We start from the raw sequence: 15,999 nt of genomic DNA on the forward strand, positions 1-15,999 counted from the left end.
TCGGCGAGCAAGAAGCCACAATTATACGATTGAGACCTGCTGTTTTGATATCCTCTTTAATCAGGTTTTGCCCCGGCTCAGAGCACATGAACTTGTAGTCGCGAGCTACTGCTACTGAATCTAAATCCTTAGCAAAGCGGCTAACCTCCGCTACATCAACTGTACCGGCAATATTACTGCCGCAATGACAGACATACACCCCAATTCGTGGTTCCATTTTCTACTCCCCTGTGTTACCTAAGCAATATTCCTGCAATCTCAGCCATGATCTGTTCGGTGGTGAAATGCTTGCCAGTTATTGCATTACTAGGGCAGGCGGCGACGCACACCCCACACCCCTTACACAAAGCTTCATTAACTTGGCTTACGCTTTTTTCAGTGTCGAAGGAAATAGCTTTAAAGGGGCAAAGGCCTTCACAAGTGCGACAGCCAGCACAACGCTCTTCATTAATAACTGCCGTAGTTGCCTCGACCTCTACCTGACCCTTACTAATCATTGCCATGACTCGAGCTGCGGCAGCGGAAGCTTGGGAAATAGTATCCGGTATGTCCTTCGGTCCCTGGCAACAACCCACTACAAATATCCCATCGCTCATAGTAGCTACTGGGTCCATCTTCGGGTGCCTTTCGAGGAAGAAACCATCAGCACTTCGGCTGACACCGAATTGGCGACTAACCGCTTCCATATCTCGTTGCGGCTCCAAAGCGGTGCTAATAATGACCATATCTACCGGTTGGCGGTGCTGCGAGCCATTCTTTAACGTATAGTGAACAATAAGCTTGCCTTCCTCTTCTGGTTTTTCAGGTGAGTCAGTTACTGCAGTAGGTCGGGCCTTGACAAAGACTGTCCCTTCGTCAGTAACTCGATTATAAAACTCCTCATAGCCTTTACCAAAGCTCCTAATGTCCGCATAGAACTCGTATACCTTGGCCCCACGAATGTGTTCTCTTATCAGGTGGCCGAACTTCATGGAATACATGCAACAAACTCGTGAGCAATACTCATGATAGTTTTCATCTCTACTACCAGCACAGTGGATAATAGCCACGCTCTCAGGATGGGAGCCATCCTTAAGCACAATTTCGCCTTGCGTCGGCCCCGCAGAATTAACTAACCGCTCAAACTCAAGGCTGGTGATAACATTAGCCAGTTTGCCATAGCCATATTCATAAATACCCGAAGGTTTAAAGACATCATAGCCGGTAGCCAGAATTATATTACCGACGTCGACTTCGATTATTTCGTCTTTCTGCTCGAAATCGATAGCATTTGCCTCACAAAATTTCTCGCAGGCACGGCAGGTGCCTTTTAAAAAATAAGCGCAGTGCTCAGTATCAATCACCGGTATGTTTGGTACCGCCTGCGCAAATGGAGTATATATAGCTTTTCTAGTGCTTAGACCAAGATCAAACTCACTTTGTGCCTTCCACGGGCATTTTCCCTGACATAAACCGCAACCGGTACATTTATCCTTATCGACATATCGTGCCTTTTTTCTAATCTTAACCTTGAAATTACCAATATACCCGGACACTTCGCCCACTTCGCTATACGTCATCAGCTCAACATGAGGGTGAGAACCCACCAAGGTCATCTTAGGAGTAAGTATGCAGGCTGAGCAATCAAGGGTAGGAAACGTCTTGTCCAGTTGTGCCATGTGCCCACCAATGCTGGGAGTTCTTTCTACCAGATAAACTTTATGCCCTGAATCAGCAATTTTCAATGCCGCCTGGATGCCGGCAATACCACCGCCTACCACCAGGGTATCAGGATTAATGGGAACCTGCCTCACCTCCAGGGCGTCATGGTAATAAATCCGCCTTACCGCAGCGCTCACCAGTGCCTTGGCTTTACCCGTAGCCCCATCATGGTCTTCGGTAACCCATGAGCACTGTTCACGAATATTCGCCATTTGAAACAGGTAGGGATTAATCCCGGCATCCTGGCAAACACGGCGGAATGTGGGCTCGTGTAGTTTCGGCGAGCAAGAAGCCACAATTATACGATTGAGACCTGCTGTTTTGATATCCTCTTTAATCAGGTTTTGCCCCGGCTCAGAGCACATGAACTTGTAGTCGCGAGCTACTGCTACTGAATCTAAATCCTTAGCAAAGCGGCTAACCTCCGCTACATCAACTGTACCGGCAATATTACTGCCACAATGACAAATATACACCCCAATGCGAGGTTCCATTTTCCACTCCCCTTAAGTTTCAGAGGATAATTTTGGCACAGATATAATATAGGAGAAATGAAATAGCAGGATGTCCAATGGTATCATTGTATTAAGGTATTACGATACCCAACTGCTGTCAATTTGTCAAGTGCCGTTTCTTTCGAGTAGAGTTCAAATTGATATTAAGGCGTGCTGAGTGTTCGCCTCTGGGTAACAACTTCCATAGCATTTGGCACAGTTTGCTTGCAAGATTAAACTCGTCTGTTTAGCGTATCGCCGTGATTACATCTACCTTGACATACAGACGGTGCTTTGGCATATTATACAAAGAGACAAAGACACCATACTCAAAGACATGAATGAAGAACCAAAGCAGATTCACATAAGGATAGCAGAGGACCTCTACAAAAAACTAAAGATCAGATGTGTATATGAAGACACGTCTATTCAAGACTACGTGCTCAAACTTATAGCTCAAAGCATGGGACAGCATTCCGACGTGGAGGGTTCAGTACTCATTGTAGAGGACGAGGCGATTGTACGAGAGTCGCTCAAGGACTGGCTTAAAGATATCTATCAAGTGACAACAGCTGAGACCGGTGAAGAAGCACTGGAACTAATAGGAAAGATGAACTTCGATGTTCTGATTGTGGACGTGAGATTGCCTGAAAAAAGCGGCCTCGAGGTGCTAAAAGAGGTGAAGGAGATAAGGCCGCACATTAAGTGCATTGTTATAACGGCCTATCCCTCAGTGGAGCTGGCAGTCGAGGCGATGAAGCTGGGCGCCGTTGATTATCTGGTCAAGCCAGTGGCTCCTGAACGGCTGGAGGAGCTTGTCTGCGAGACTCTTCTTAAATGCAAAACGGCACTCAACAAGAAGTCCTCCACTGCCAGAGAGCCCGGCTCTGTAATTCATAAGGCAACTGAGTAGGCGTAAAGTGGAGAAGAGGCCGGCCTGCTTTCACAGACTATTAAGACGAGATGATAGCCAAACCAAAATTCGCTTTGTATTGGGCGGCTAGTTGTGGTGTTTGTGAGGTAGCAGCTACAAATTGGTGACAGAATCCTAAAGCTGGTAGAGGCGGTCCACATTGTCTTTTAGCCAGTAGTCATTGATGCTAAACATGAAGATGTTGAACCCATGCCCGGGTTGCGACCCATAACTGGTGGAAATTCCTCGGCCACATTCTATGCCTTACAGTCATGGCGCTCAATCCCTTTAGGCAACCCGCGTTTCTTCAAGGAAATCAAACCTGATTGGTTCCTGCTCCAGCGGTCTGGTCAGCTCATCAATCCAAGTGATATTTTCTGTACTTTAACCCTTGGACTACAAAATGACTCGGAGCAACACTAGTTAGTTCTACCTTCTAATTTATTCCTTAGCATTGCTATAGTTTTAACTAACAGGTACACATTCAATTCAACGCTGTTATTGCACGAAATGACGAAGTGTTCAGCTCTCCTTGACCTCGTCGCCTATCCACTTGAGGTAATCTTCGTTGCCGCCGATGATGGGCAGGGCGATTATCTCGGGGACTTCATAGCTGTGGACACTTTTGACAAGCTCAGTAATTTCGGGGAGCAGCGAGGCTTTGGTCTTGATGACGAGAAGGCTTTCCTGAGCTGACTCCAGCTTTCCCTGCCACCAGAATGACGAGTCTACCCTGGGTACGATATTTACACAGGCAGCCTTTCTCTGCCCAAGCAGCAGCTCAGCTATCTTGCGGGCTTCTGCCTCAGAGCTGGTGGTAACAAAGATGACTACCTTGCCGGTCTGTTTCATTCTTTCCTGCCAACTGCCAGCATCCTGTCCACAGCCTGCTTCGCCGTGAGGCGTATTTTCTCCGAAACTTTGACCTCCGGCGCCATCTCCTCGAGAGACCACAGGACTTTCTCCAAAGTGATTAGCTTCATGTTGGGGCACACAGCCTGTTCCGAGACAGGGATAAAGGTCTTGCCCGGATTTTCTTTTCTAAGCCTGTAGATTATGCCTATCTCCGTTCCCACAATCATTTGCTGAACATCTTCCCTCTTGGCAAACTTTATCATGCCACTGGTGCTCAACACCTCGTCGGCCAGAGCTATCACCCCCGGCTTGCATTCCGGGTGAACTACCACTTTAGCCTTGGGATATTCATGTTTGAGTTTGGTGATATGCTCAGGCAGTATCCGGGCGTGGGTGGGGCAAAAGCCAGGCCAGAGAATTATCTTTTTAGCGGTTTTCGTGGAGATATAGTGCCCCAGATACTGGTCAGGGACAAAAAGTATTTCATCTGCGTTCAAGCTTTCTATGACGCCAACCGCATTAGCCGAAGTGCAGCAGACATGTGATTCAGCCTTAACCGCAGCGGAGGAGTTAATGTAGCAGACCACCGTAGCCCTTGGATGCTCTTTCTTCTTGGCACGAAGCTGTGGGGCGGTGATCATATTTGCCATGGGACAGCCGGCATGCGTATCGGGAAGCAGGACCGTCTTGTCAGGACAGAGAATCGAGGCTGTCTCCGCCATGAAATGGACACCGCAGAAGACTATGACGCTGGCATCGGTCTTGGCTGCTCTCTGGCTGAGGTCCAAGGAATCACCAACAAAGTCAGCTATATCCTGAACCTCGCCCAATTGATAGTTATGGACGAGGATAACGGCATTTCTTTTTTCTTTTAACTTCAGTATTTTCTCAGTTAGCTCCGGCTCTCTATCCATGGCTCACTACCCTCCAATCGTTAGAGTAGACATTCATCCTCTTTCCCCTGGCAAAGCCGATAAGGGTAACGCCTAAATCATTGGCTAGCTTCACTCCCAGGTCAGTAGGCGCTGATTTGGAGATAAGCAGCGGAATATTTTTTTTAGCCGCTTTAAGCAATATCTCCGAGGAAATCCTGCCACTGGTGACCAGTATGTGGTCATCTGTGGGTATATCTTTCAAGGTACATTCGCCAAAAATCTTATCGATGGCATTATGCCTGCCTATGTCCTCGCTGAAAACCAGAATGCTTTTGGTATCGCATAATGCAGCGCTGTGAACACCGCCGGTCGTCCTGAAAATCTGCGACCGATGCTGAAATTCGCTTACCAGCTCGAAGACCTCGAGAGCCGATATTTTGGTCTGAGATTCTACTTTCCTCTGTCCACCGACATCGGCAGCGCTGTAAAAAGAAGTGCCCCGACCACAGCCCGAGGTGATAAGCCGCTTGAACACGAGCTCGCCAGCCTGTTTATTCTCCGCTTCGGTCTCTACACGGACCACGCCTCGCTGCTCGTCAACCGTTATATTCTTGATTTCGTCCTTGCTTTTCAGCAGCCCTTCGGAGGAAAGGAAACCGACTGCCAGATAATCCAGATTTTTGGGGGAACACAGCAGCGTTACCAGCTCTTGATTGTTGAATACGATGGTGAGAGGAAATTCCGTGACAACGACATCGTCAGCGCTGCTCTTCTCTACCTCGGTAAAACGAAATATAGGAACCCTCTCCACCTCACTCACTCTCTTACCCTACCTCTATCTGGTCTCCGGCCCTGACAGGTCCGCCTCGAATCACTTTGGCAAACACCCCCTCTTCGGGCATAATGCACTTGCCCACCTGCTGGTAGATAGCACACCCGGCATGGCACTCCTTGCCGATTTGAGTGACCTCCAGGACAACCTGCTTACCGATTGACATCCTGGTGCCGACAGGTAGCGACACCAGGTCTATTCCCTCAGTGGTCAGATTTTCGGCAAAATCACCGGGCTTTAATTCCAGGCCCAGGGCTCGCATCTTATCGATGCTTTCCACAGCCAGCAAGCTCACCTGCCGGTGCGTGCAGCAATCGGCATGGGCATCGCCGACAAGGCCAAAGTCATCCTTCAGAAGCCCCTCTTTTACGTCTTCCTTCTTTGTTCCCTTTTTATCGCTTTTGCAAACGGCGATAATGCTAGCCATAGCGTTGTCCACCGTTGAATGCGGTGAGCTGCTGGTACGGCAACTACAGGGCTGGCTATGAGCTTTTTGTCTTATAGCTCTTTGTTCAGTATCTTTTCTTTGAGCGTTTCCCACTGTTCCGTGGTGAGGACACAGAGGTTACCCTTCTCACCTATTTCCACCTGTGTATCTGTTACCTTAACCACCGGGCAGCAAGAACAATCTTTGCACAATGTTACGATTTTCACTTTTGCCTCCACTTGAAATTATGTCTAACTCTATCCGCAGCGCGGGTATTCACTATATTATAGTCTTATTCGTTCAGTTGGTCGAATGAATCTAAAATTTCCCACTATACTTCTCAAGGGCCTGGTAGAACGCTCTCCAGAACGGGTCAACAATGGGGTGCTCAAGCTTCTCCTCCTTGCCCCCTCTTACCAGCACCATTCCCAATCTCGGCTTGGTGAACTCACCGACAACCGAAGCTTTAATACCCTTGTGATGCAGCGCCTTCAAAATGTCCCCGGCTTTGTGTTCTCGGCAGGATATGATTAGAGTGCCTTCACTGATGGAAGCATAAGGGTCAATGCCAAAATGCCTGCATATATCCGGCACGCAATCCTCAATCACTATGCTTTCCATTTCAACTCTGACTCCCAGGTTGGCAGCTTGTGCGATTTCATACAGTCCGCCCCATATGCCGCATTCAGTAGCATCATGCATGGCGGTTACTCCGTTCTCTCTCACTCCGATGCTGACCGCGGTCATGGCATCATCCACCACCGACATCTTGTAAAATATCTGCTGAGCTTTCTGGCTGAAATCCTTTCCGAACTCACGCTCAATGAGTTGAGGGAACATGGCGGCGAAAATGCCCGTTGCCTCTATAGCCGGCCCCTTGGTAATGATTATCTTATCTCCGGCTTGCGCCAGTCTGGGAGTGACATATTCGTTCTTACTGCCTATGCCAACTAAAGTGGCTCCACCCACCATAGGATAGTGACAGTTCTCATACCTGCCCGTATGGCCGGTGATAATGAAGATTCCCAGCTTGACACACTCCTGGTGCATGGTGTTCCACATTATCTTCAGTTGTTCGCCAGTCATCTCCATGGGAAGGTTCAAATCAATGGCTAGAAACCCGGGCTTGAGCCCACTGGTTACAGAATCGGAAGCAATGATGTGGATAGCAAACCAGGCTGCCCTCTCCCAGCCATATTCAGGCACGATAAATACAGGGTCGCAGGTAAGGGAAACCGCCTTGTCTCCGATTTCCACAATGCCCACATCTACCCCATTCTGAGGCCCTACCAGGACTTTGTCGCTTTTGGCTCCCAGATGTGGCAATATAACCTCATCAAAGATTTTGGGCGAAATTTTTCCTATGTCTGGCATTACAGTCACTGGGGGCATCCTCCTGATTTACAGATTGTCAGTGTTTAATTCGAGGTTTTTATGAGTGGGGACATAGCTCTGAGCTTGGATACAATGCCTGGTAGCACATGTAGAACCTGATTTATCTCTTCCTCTGTAGTCCATTTCCCTAGAGTGAATCGCAAAGAGCCATGCGCCTGTAAAGGCGGTAGCCCCATCGCCGCCAGAATATGGGATGGCCCGAGATTCGACGAGCTGCAAGCTGAACCTGTGGAGACACAGATTCCCGCCAGGTCTAGATTCAATAGAATCGATTCACCTTCCACATAACTAATGCTAACATTCGCATTGTTGGGCAGCCTCATCACAGGATGGCCGTTCAACTGGGTGTGTTCGATGTTCTTGAGTATACCTTCAATTAGCCTATCACGCAGAGTGGTCAACTTCTGGGCTTCTTCGAGCATTTCCTGCTGAGCGATCTCTGCTGCCTTGCCCAAGCCGACAATGGCGGGCACGTTCTCAGTGCTTGCCCGCTTACCTCTCTCCTGATTACCACCATGCATAAAGGGGCTTACCCTAGTACCCTGCCTAACATACAGCGCACCGACGCCCTTAGGACCATAGAGCTTGTGTGCCGAAATGGACAGAAGGTCAACATTCAACTTATTCACATCTACCGGGATACGCCCAACAGCCTGTACGGCATCGGTATGAAAGTAAATCTCAGCCTCTCTGGCGATATTTCCTATCTCGGCTACAGGTTCTATAGTGCCGACTTCATTGTTGGCATGCATAATGGAGATGAGGATGGTCTTATTCGTGATTGCCTTTTTGACATCGTTCGGGTCGACCATGCCATAGCCATCCACAGGAAGATAGGTGACCGATAGCCCCTGTTCCTCCATAAATTTACAGGTTTCCAGCACGGCATGATGTTCGATTGAGCTGGTAATAATATGATTTCCCTTGCCATGTCTGGACAACGCCACACCCTTCACGGCAAAGTTATCCGCTTCAGTCCCGCTGCCGGTGAAAACAACCTCGTCGCTCGTAGCCCCAATAAGAGCCGCAACTTGATTTCGCGCTTTCTCAACGGCGTGCTTGGCTTCCTGACCAAGCGAATGTATGCTAGAGGGGTTACCGAAGGAATCGGTAAAATAAGGCAACATCGCCTTCATTACTTCAGGATGCGTTGGTGTAGTAGCAGCGTAATCCAGATATATTCTCTTCATCTGTTAGCCTTCGACAATATCGCCAACTATGGGGTCAACTCTAACGCCCTTTTCTTTAACCCAGGCAATGCCGGCTTCGATCTCTTTGTCCTCACCCTCAAGTTCCAGCACTACCCAACCCCTATCTTCCGATACGTCAGCACGGCGTATGTTGGTCACCACCTCAAATTTATGTGATAGGTTATAAATGATAGGCTCCTTTATCATCTCACGGGGAAAGGTGAACATCACTTGTCGCTTAGCCATCGTGTCCTCCTGTCTTTGTTGCGGGTAAGCTTAATCCATCCGGGGCAATGATTTCAAACCTGCACACCGAGCACCTCGCGGAACGACTCCAAATTGGGCTGGACATGAAAAGAACGGACAACATCTGAGACAATCTCTTGTGTCCTCGGGCCGGCCCCGGTGATGAAAGCAACCGTCAGCTGGTCTCTTTTAATGGCTCCAGCAGCAGCCAGCTTTTTCAATCCGGCAATCACTACCCCGCCGGCGGCTTCAGCGAAAATGCCTTCGGTTTGTGCCAGTAATTTCATTCCTTCAATAGCTTCTTCATCGGTGGCACTTGAAGCCCCACCCCCGGATTGTCTGGCGACCATTAAAGCGTGATATCCATCGGCGGGATTACCTATGGCTATGGAAGTGACCAGAGTCTTTGGCGTCACCGGATGGACATGTAGGCTGCCCGCTTCAAAGGCATGTACAATGGGTGAGCTCCCTGTAGCCTGGGTCAGATACATGTGGGTGTTTACCGGTCCGATGAGATTGAGCGTAGATAATTCTTGTAGCCCCTTCCAAATTCGGGTAAAAAGGAGACCTGAGGCAGCAGGCGCCACTATACAGTCTGGCGGTCGCCATCCCAGTTGCTCGGCCACTTCAAATCCCAGGGTCTTACTGCCCTCGGCGTAATATGGCCGGAGATTGATGTTGATAAAGCCCCAATTGTATCTTTGTGCCAACTCGGCACAGAGACGGTTGACATCGTCATAACTTCCTTCAACAGTAACCAGGTTTGGCTTATATATGGCTACCCCCACCAGCTTGCCCGGTTCCACATTTGACGGGACAAAGACATAAGCCTTCATGTTCGCTTTAGCAGCATGGGCAGCCACGCTGGCAGCCAGATTACCTGTTGAGGCACAGGCCAGGGTATCAAAACCGAACTCACGCGCCTTGGTTACGGCAACTGAAACAGCCCTGTCCTTAAAGGAATATGTAGGATTAAGGCAGTCGTTCTTGATGTAAAGTTCGTCTAAGCCCAGCTCACGTCCCAGGTTATCAGCTTTAAGCAGAGGCGTGAAGCCAGTACCGATGTCAATCTCCTCCTTGCCCTCAGCAGGGAGCAGGTCACGATAGCGCCACATAGTAAAGGGCCCTTCGGCAATCTTCTCGCGGCTGAGCACTCCAGCCATAGCCTTGTAGTCATAGTTGACCTCCACCGGGCTAAGACAAAAATCGCAGACCTTTATAGGTTGTAAGGAATATTCCTGCCCACATTTTCGACAGCGTAAACCTGTGGCGTACGACAAATCTCGCTCCTTCAGCCAGAATTCAGTGCCTGAGCTAAATCATCAATCAAATCGTTGATGTTCTCCAGGCCTACTGATAACCTTATTAAATCATCACTGATACCTATTCTTGCTCTGTAATCAGGTGGCATTGAAGCATGGCTCATGGTTGCCGGATGCTCGGCTAGCGAGGCAGCTCCACCCAGCGATTCCGCTAGCGAGAACACCTCTAGCCTTCTGAGAAAACGATTTACTGCTTCCACGCCGCCTTTTAGTTCAAAGGAAACCACACCACCAAACCCTTTCATCTGCCTTTGGGCAATTTCATGCCCGGGATGAGATTTAATGCCGGGATAAAACACCCTGCTGACAGCCTTGTGGCGCTGAAGATAATTTGCCAAAGCTATAGCATTTTCCTCGTGTTTCTTCATTCGCAGGGGCAATGTTTGAATTCCACGAAGCACCAGCCAGCAGTCAAAGGGCGAAGCACATGTGCCCATGGCATTTAGGAGAAATTGAACCCTCTGGGTCAATTCATCGGTGGTAGTAACCACAGCACCGCCGACAACATCACAATGCCCGTTAAGGTATTTGGTGGTGGAATGGACAACCAGGTCAACCCCATATTCTATGGGCCTGAGAAAGTAAGGGGTGGCAAAGGTATTATCTATAACCGTCAATATGTTGTGTTTTTGGGCAATATCGACCACCATCTCAACATCGGTTATATTGAGTAACGGATTTGACGGTGTCTCCATCCATATCATCCTGGTATTCGGTTTTATAGCTCGTTCAATCGCCTGTCTTTTGTTCATTCTGAGAAAGGTAAACTCCAACCCCAGGTCCTGCATTACATCTTGAAAGAGCCTGTAGGTGCCTCCATAGACATCGTCTCCTGAGATTACATGGTCGCCTGCCTTCAGAAGGTGCGCGACCGTAGTCTCCGCTGCCATACCGGTGGCAAAAGCAAACCCTGCTTTACCACCTTCCAGTTGGGCAATAGTATCCTCCAGAACTTTTCTCGTTGGATTAGCTGTGCGAGAATAATCATAGCCCCTCGTTTTACCCACGTCTTCAAAGGCAAAGGTTGATGTCTGATATATGGGCACCGAGACAGCACCGAATGTCTTGTCCGGCCTTTCTCCAGCATGAATGGCTAATGTTTCAAACCTCATATTCCGCCTCCTTCACTGAATTTGCTCGTAGCTCCTATCCTAATGAACAAGATAACCTCCCCACCACTCCAGTTGCATGTGGAGACCCATACCTTCACTTCGCCCTATAATCACTAACTATTGTATCCGTTTCACTAATTCAAGCAGCACCACACCGGTGGCAGCGAAGGCTATCCCAACAAGAATCATAAAGGTGCCAACACCGCTAAGCGCAGTGGTAACACCAAAGCCCAGAACAGAAAGATATAGATAGTTCTCCATGTTTATGGCCTGTGAGTAGGTCAGGTGTTTGGGGTTAGTTGGGTCATATTTTCCTCCGCCCAGCAGCTCTTGATAGGTCGGGGCTATGCCGTGACGATGTTCTCTGATAGTGTCAGCAGCAGCCTGTGCCTCCTCTGCAGTATCGATTACGTCGCCGGCTTTTGCTTCATCTTCCGGGATGCCGAAAGTCACCTTCTCCGCCCGCATTGCCTGCTCCATCCAGGTTTTCTTGTCAACTGCCTGGTAAATGAAAGTTGCTCCTATGGCAATGGACACCGCAGATAGAACCAGTACTACGACTGCTAGATATTTATTTATACGCACCACTTTTTCACCTCCTTGAATTAGATGCAGAATAATTTTGCTCCTGAAAAAGCCAGGTGGATATATAACGCTCGCCGGTATCGGGTAAAATTACCACAATCAGCTTCCCCTTGTTCTCTGGCCTTTTGGCAACCTCAAGAGCTGCCCAGGCTGCGGCACCAGAAGATATACCGGCCAGTATCCCCTCTTCTTTGGCTAACCTTCTGGCTGTGGCACCGGCATCATCGTTGGTTACTTTAATGATTTCGTCGATCAAATCCAGTCTTAGCACATCCGGAATAAAACCAGCGCCTATGCCCTGGATTTTATGCGGTCCAGGTTTGCCACCGGAGAGAACAGGTGAATCAGCTGGCTCAACGGCAATAGTCTTAAATCCGGGTTTTCTTTTCTTTAGTACCTCAGCCACACCGGTAATGGTGCCACCTGTCCCAACGCCAGCGACCAGAATATCTATCCTGCCATCTGCATCTCTCCAAATCTCCTCGGCAGTAGTCTGGCGGTGGATTTCGGGGTTTGCCGGGTTCTTGAATTGCTGCGGCATGAAGTAATTTCTGTTTTCGGCTACCAGTTGTTCGGCCTTTCGTATTGCCCCGGACATACCTTCGGTACCAGGCGTTAGCACTAGCTCGGCACCGAATATAGACAGAATATGCCTGCGTTCTACTGACATCGTTTCCGGCATGGTGAGTATCAGACGATAACCGCGTGAGGCACAGACAAAAGCCAGAGCAATACCAGTGTTGCCGCTGGTGGGCTCGACAATCACTGTATCTTTGTTTATCAATCCTGTTTCTTCAGCGGCTGTAATCATTGATATAGCTATACGGTCTTTGACACTACTACAAGGATTGAAGAACTCCAGCTTGGCCGCAACTTCAGCCTTGGCACCTGCCGTTATCCTGTTTAATCTGACCAGAGGAGTATTGCCGATAAGGTCAGTAATGTCTTTAGCTATATTGGCCATTAACTCACCTCCTGACTTTTCTAGATGAGGCAAAGCTCGAAGCTTTTCGAGCTATTTCACCATCTCTCAACTGGATTATTTTATGAGCCGATTTTGCGAGCTCCAAATTGTGAGTGACTATAATCAGAGTCAGCCCTTGCCTATTAAGGTTTTGGAAAAGCTGAAAAATTTTAAGAGCGGTGGCTGAATCTAGATTGCCAGTGGGCTCGTCGGCCAGAATAATCTTTGGTTCGTTGATGAGAGCTCTGCCAATAGTTACCCGCTGCATTTCCCCACCGCTGAGCTGTCCAGGTAGATGGTCGGCTCGAGCTTTAAGTCCAACGATTTCAATTATATCATCTATCTGGCTCCTATAACCGTTTCTTCTGCTGAAAAGGAGAGGCAACTCTATATTCTCGCGCACGGTTAAAGTAGGCAGTAGAAAGAACTGCTGGAAAACAAAGCCAATGTTTTCGCGGCGCAATTTCACCAGGTCTTTTTCCTTAAGGCCGTTGACTTCAATACCGTTCAATCTGAGGCTACCCCGTGTTGGTGTGTCCAGGCAGCCCAGTAGATTTAACAGCGTAGTCTTGCCTGAACCGGAAGGGCCTACAATAGCTGCGAATTCACCCTTTCCAATAGCGAAGCTGGCATCCTTAAGGGCATGTATTTCCTCGCTGCCCCGATGGTATATCTTGGTTAACTCTTTTGCTGAAATCACTTCTTCTTTCATTCCAGATTACTCCGTATAGCTTCCATGGGCGTTAAGCGCGATGACCTAATCGCCGGGTATATTCCACAGACAAATCCGATGATGATTGAGAACAACAAGCACAAGCCGATTAATTCTGGGTCCAGCACCATGAGTCTACCAGCCGGCGAATAAGGGATTATTCCTTTGACAAAACCTTCTATCAAGCCGGAGCCCAACGTCGAAAGCAGCAAGCCGATAACTCCGCCGATGACAGTGACGAACAGTGTTTCGATAATAACCAACCTGCCTATATCAAACCCGGAAGCACCCACAGCTTTCATCATCCCGAATTCCCTTACCCTCTCATTAACCGACATGAGAAGTGTATTGATTATACCGACGGCACTGATTATGATGGCCACAATGATGACAGATATTAGTAGCGTCCGTGCTGAGCCGACCAGATTCATAATGGTGCCCATCACCTGAGTCATAGTGACAACCTGAATGTCAGGGATATTCTCGAGCTGCTTTGATACTTCCGAAATCTTAGAAATATCGCTTACCCTGATAGCTATGGTTGTTATCTGTTCAGGTTTGCCAAAGACCCTTTGCGCCACCTGAAGAGGCAAGAAATGGAACTCATCATCCTGCGTGCCCGTCCTTTCCAGGATGCCAACAACGGTAAATGGTGTTTTATCTGGCCCGAATGGCAGAACATCGCCAACCTTTAATTTTTCATCTTCTGCCAGGCTTCTGCCAATTACCATTACATTGTCTTCAGTCTGAGAGAAAAACCTGCCCTCAACCTTCCACCATGTCTTAAGGCGTCTCATATCATCAATATTGATGCCATACACGATGTGTGGCTTCTCATCTTTATAGAACTGGTGAAGCAGCATGGGACTGGCAACTTCTATGCCATCGATTTTCCTCGTCTCATCTACATCAGAATTCGACAGGTATTTCGGGATGACGCCGCCGTGGATGATTAGTGAAGCAGCTTCATAGGGGCATCCTTTGGGCACTGCCAGAATATGAATGCCCAGGCTGTCAAGTTCGCCGCTCAGTTGCTTCTCGTAGCCTGAATTAAAAGAAAGAAGGCTGAATAAGACGGCAACGGCAATGGCTACTCCGAAAATGGTCAAGCTTGTCCTGCCACGACGACGTAACAAATTCTTTATGGCTAAAGTAACAAAATTCACAGCAAAAGCCTCCTTGCCCTAAAACTCGACCTTCTTGCCGATAATATAGGCGTCACCATTCTCGATAACCACTTCGCCATATACCTTTGCCACAGCTCCTCTTTTCTGTGGTATTACGAAGTTATTCGGTTTCAGGTCGACGTATACAGTTCCGGTTCCGTCATTCAAGGTGAACCAGCAGCCAGAGCCACACTCAGCTATAATCTTTCCTTCCACTACTACTGCCTGCCCCTGGTAACTTTCTGGTTTCCCCAGAATATCAGCTATCTTTACTATCTTTGGGCCTTCTTCTTCAGGCGCTTGGGGAGTCTCTGTTTCAGATGTAGCCGGATTTTCCACAACGGGAGTGTTACCTGCTACATTGGTGTTTCCCGGTTGAGTATCAGGCAGAGTACTCGCCTGAGCACAACCCACAACAGCTAAAACAAGGCCAAAAAGGAAAAGGGTTATTAAAATTTTTTTATTCACTCTCATACTCTCCTGTTAATTTTATTTTTATGGGTACGTTGTCCCCCGTTAGTTCAAATGTCATACATTACCATGTCCATTTTACCTTTCTTCTTTTGCATCTCTACCAGGTCATGCAAGGTTTTAGACTCCAAGACCCCATCCATTGCTTCTTTCAGCTCAACCCAGATATCGCGGGTGACACAAGAATCAGAGCGAGGGCAGGCCTTGGGGTCATTAACACAATCGACCGGGGCAATTGAGCCTTCAAGCAATCCAACCACTTCGTTGAGTTTTATTTCCTGTGGCGATCTGGCCAGCCAGACTCCACCACGAGCACCCCGCATGCTCCTTATCACCCCCACCGTTATAAGAGGAGTAATCAAACGCTCCAAATACAGAAGTGAGATCTGCTGCCTCTGGGCGACATCTTTTAACGGAACTGGCCCTTCACCCTCATGAAGAGCTAAATCCAAAAGCAACCTGGTTCCATACCGTCCTCTGGTAGAAAGTTTCATCACTCTACCTCACTTTGTTGACTAACATGGTCGACAAAGTATACAATACAATGGCATGGGATGTCAAGTTTTTGAGTACCCACAGCGTCATCCATAAAATAGTGGGCTAGTCCATCAAAAAGCTAGACACCACAGCCACAGTGGCCATAACTGCCCTTGCAGTTACAAACAATAGCAGGCGAATGTGAACATTTTATGAAGACAGCGTGAGATTTCTATGAATATTAGTGATTGAGACAAAAATT

General features: G+C 48.3%; 18 protein-coding genes. 1 reads left to right on the plus strand and 17 read right to left on the minus strand.

Going from position 1 to position 15,999, the window contains the following annotated elements:
• Positions 1-217, minus strand: a 217-nt coding sequence (locus FJ023_06730; GenBank protein MBM4447027.1) for a disulfide reductase, incomplete at its 3' end; no start/stop codon positions are given.
• Between the two features lie 16 nt (positions 218-233).
• Positions 234-2,195, minus strand: coding sequence for a CoB--CoM heterodisulfide reductase iron-sulfur subunit A family protein (locus FJ023_06735; protein ID MBM4447028.1), 1,962 nt, complete (start codon positions 2,193-2,195; stop codon positions 234-236).
• Positions 2,196-2,532: 337 nt separating this feature from the next.
• On the opposite strand from FJ023_06735, the gene FJ023_06740 reads away from it, so the two are divergent.
• Positions 2,533-3,108 carry a response regulator gene (locus FJ023_06740; protein MBM4447029.1) on the plus strand — a complete coding sequence of 192 codons (576 nt, stop codon included), beginning with the start codon at positions 2,533-2,535 and terminating at the stop codon, positions 3,106-3,108.
• A 522-nt stretch (positions 3,109-3,630) separates the two neighbouring features.
• On the opposite strand, the gene FJ023_06745 is transcribed toward FJ023_06740, so the two are convergent.
• The 15 genes from FJ023_06745 to FJ023_06815 form a co-directional block, all read right to left on the minus strand.
• Complete coding sequence (locus FJ023_06745; protein ID MBM4447030.1) at positions 3,631-3,960, minus strand: divalent-cation tolerance protein CutA; 330 nt, start codon at positions 3,958-3,960, stop codon at positions 3,631-3,633.
• Positions 3,957-4,877, minus strand: coding sequence for a quinolinate synthase NadA (nadA, locus tag FJ023_06750; protein ID MBM4447031.1), 921 nt, complete (start codon positions 4,875-4,877; stop codon positions 3,957-3,959). The genes FJ023_06745 and nadA overlap by 4 nt, the downstream gene beginning before the upstream one ends.
• A complete protein-coding gene (gene fdhD, locus FJ023_06755; GenBank protein MBM4447032.1) occupies positions 4,870-5,658 on the minus strand; it encodes a formate dehydrogenase accessory sulfurtransferase FdhD in 789 nt (262 codons plus the stop codon). Before fdhD ends, nadA begins: the two co-directional genes overlap by 8 nt.
• A gap of 4 nt (positions 5,659-5,662) precedes the next feature.
• Positions 5,663-6,097, minus strand: a complete 435-nt coding sequence (locus FJ023_06760) for an MOSC domain-containing protein (protein ID MBM4447033.1) — start codon at positions 6,095-6,097, stop codon at positions 5,663-5,665.
• A 318-nt stretch (positions 6,098-6,415) separates the two neighbouring features.
• The gene (locus FJ023_06765) at positions 6,416-7,480 is read right to left on the minus strand and encodes an AIR synthase (protein ID MBM4447034.1); all 1,065 of its coding nucleotides are present in this window, start codon (positions 7,478-7,480) and stop codon (positions 6,416-6,418) included.
• A 35-nt stretch (positions 7,481-7,515) separates the two neighbouring features.
• The gene (gene nifS / locus FJ023_06770) at positions 7,516-8,682 is read right to left on the minus strand and encodes a cysteine desulfurase NifS (GenBank protein ID MBM4447035.1); all 1,167 of its coding nucleotides are present in this window, start codon (positions 8,680-8,682) and stop codon (positions 7,516-7,518) included.
• Between the two features lie 3 nt (positions 8,683-8,685).
• Positions 8,686-8,928: a FeS-binding protein gene (locus FJ023_06775; protein MBM4447036.1), complete on the minus strand. Its 243-nt coding sequence runs from the start codon at positions 8,926-8,928 to the stop codon at positions 8,686-8,688.
• Positions 8,929-8,981: 53 nt separating this feature from the next.
• The gene (locus tag FJ023_06780) at positions 8,982-10,208 is read right to left on the minus strand and encodes a threonine synthase (GenBank protein MBM4447037.1); all 1,227 of its coding nucleotides are present in this window, start codon (positions 10,206-10,208) and stop codon (positions 8,982-8,984) included.
• An 11-nt stretch (positions 10,209-10,219) separates the two neighbouring features.
• The gene (locus FJ023_06785) at positions 10,220-11,362 is read right to left on the minus strand and encodes a PLP-dependent transferase (GenBank protein MBM4447038.1); all 1,143 of its coding nucleotides are present in this window, start codon (positions 11,360-11,362) and stop codon (positions 10,220-10,222) included.
• 117 nt (positions 11,363-11,479) lie between these two features.
• Entirely contained in the window at positions 11,480-11,950 is a 471-nt protein-coding gene (locus FJ023_06790; protein MBM4447039.1) for a hypothetical protein, read from the minus strand.
• A 4-nt stretch (positions 11,951-11,954) separates the two neighbouring features.
• Positions 11,955-12,911: a cysteine synthase A gene (cysK, locus tag FJ023_06795; GenBank protein ID MBM4447040.1), complete on the minus strand. Its 957-nt coding sequence runs from the start codon at positions 12,909-12,911 to the stop codon at positions 11,955-11,957.
• A 4-nt stretch (positions 12,912-12,915) separates the two neighbouring features.
• Positions 12,916-13,623, minus strand: a complete 708-nt coding sequence (locus FJ023_06800; protein MBM4447041.1) for an ABC transporter ATP-binding protein — start codon at positions 13,621-13,623, stop codon at positions 12,916-12,918.
• Positions 13,620-14,789: an ABC transporter permease gene (locus FJ023_06805; GenBank protein MBM4447042.1), complete on the minus strand. Its 1,170-nt coding sequence runs from the start codon at positions 14,787-14,789 to the stop codon at positions 13,620-13,622. Before FJ023_06805 ends, FJ023_06800 begins: the two co-directional genes overlap by 4 nt.
• Positions 14,790-14,807: 18 nt before the next feature.
• Positions 14,808-15,257 carry a hypothetical protein gene (locus FJ023_06810; GenBank protein MBM4447043.1) on the minus strand — a complete coding sequence of 150 codons (450 nt, stop codon included), beginning with the start codon at positions 15,255-15,257 and terminating at the stop codon, positions 14,808-14,810.
• Between the two features lie 53 nt (positions 15,258-15,310).
• The gene (locus tag FJ023_06815; GenBank protein ID MBM4447044.1) at positions 15,311-15,757 is read right to left on the minus strand and encodes an Rrf2 family transcriptional regulator; all 447 of its coding nucleotides are present in this window, start codon (positions 15,755-15,757) and stop codon (positions 15,311-15,313) included.
• Positions 15,758-15,999: the final 242 nt, after the last annotated feature.

This window comes from Chloroflexota bacterium, assembly GCA_016875875.1.
Lineage (GTDB): Bacteria > Chloroflexota > Dehalococcoidia > GIF9 > UBA5629 > 9FT-COMBO-48-23.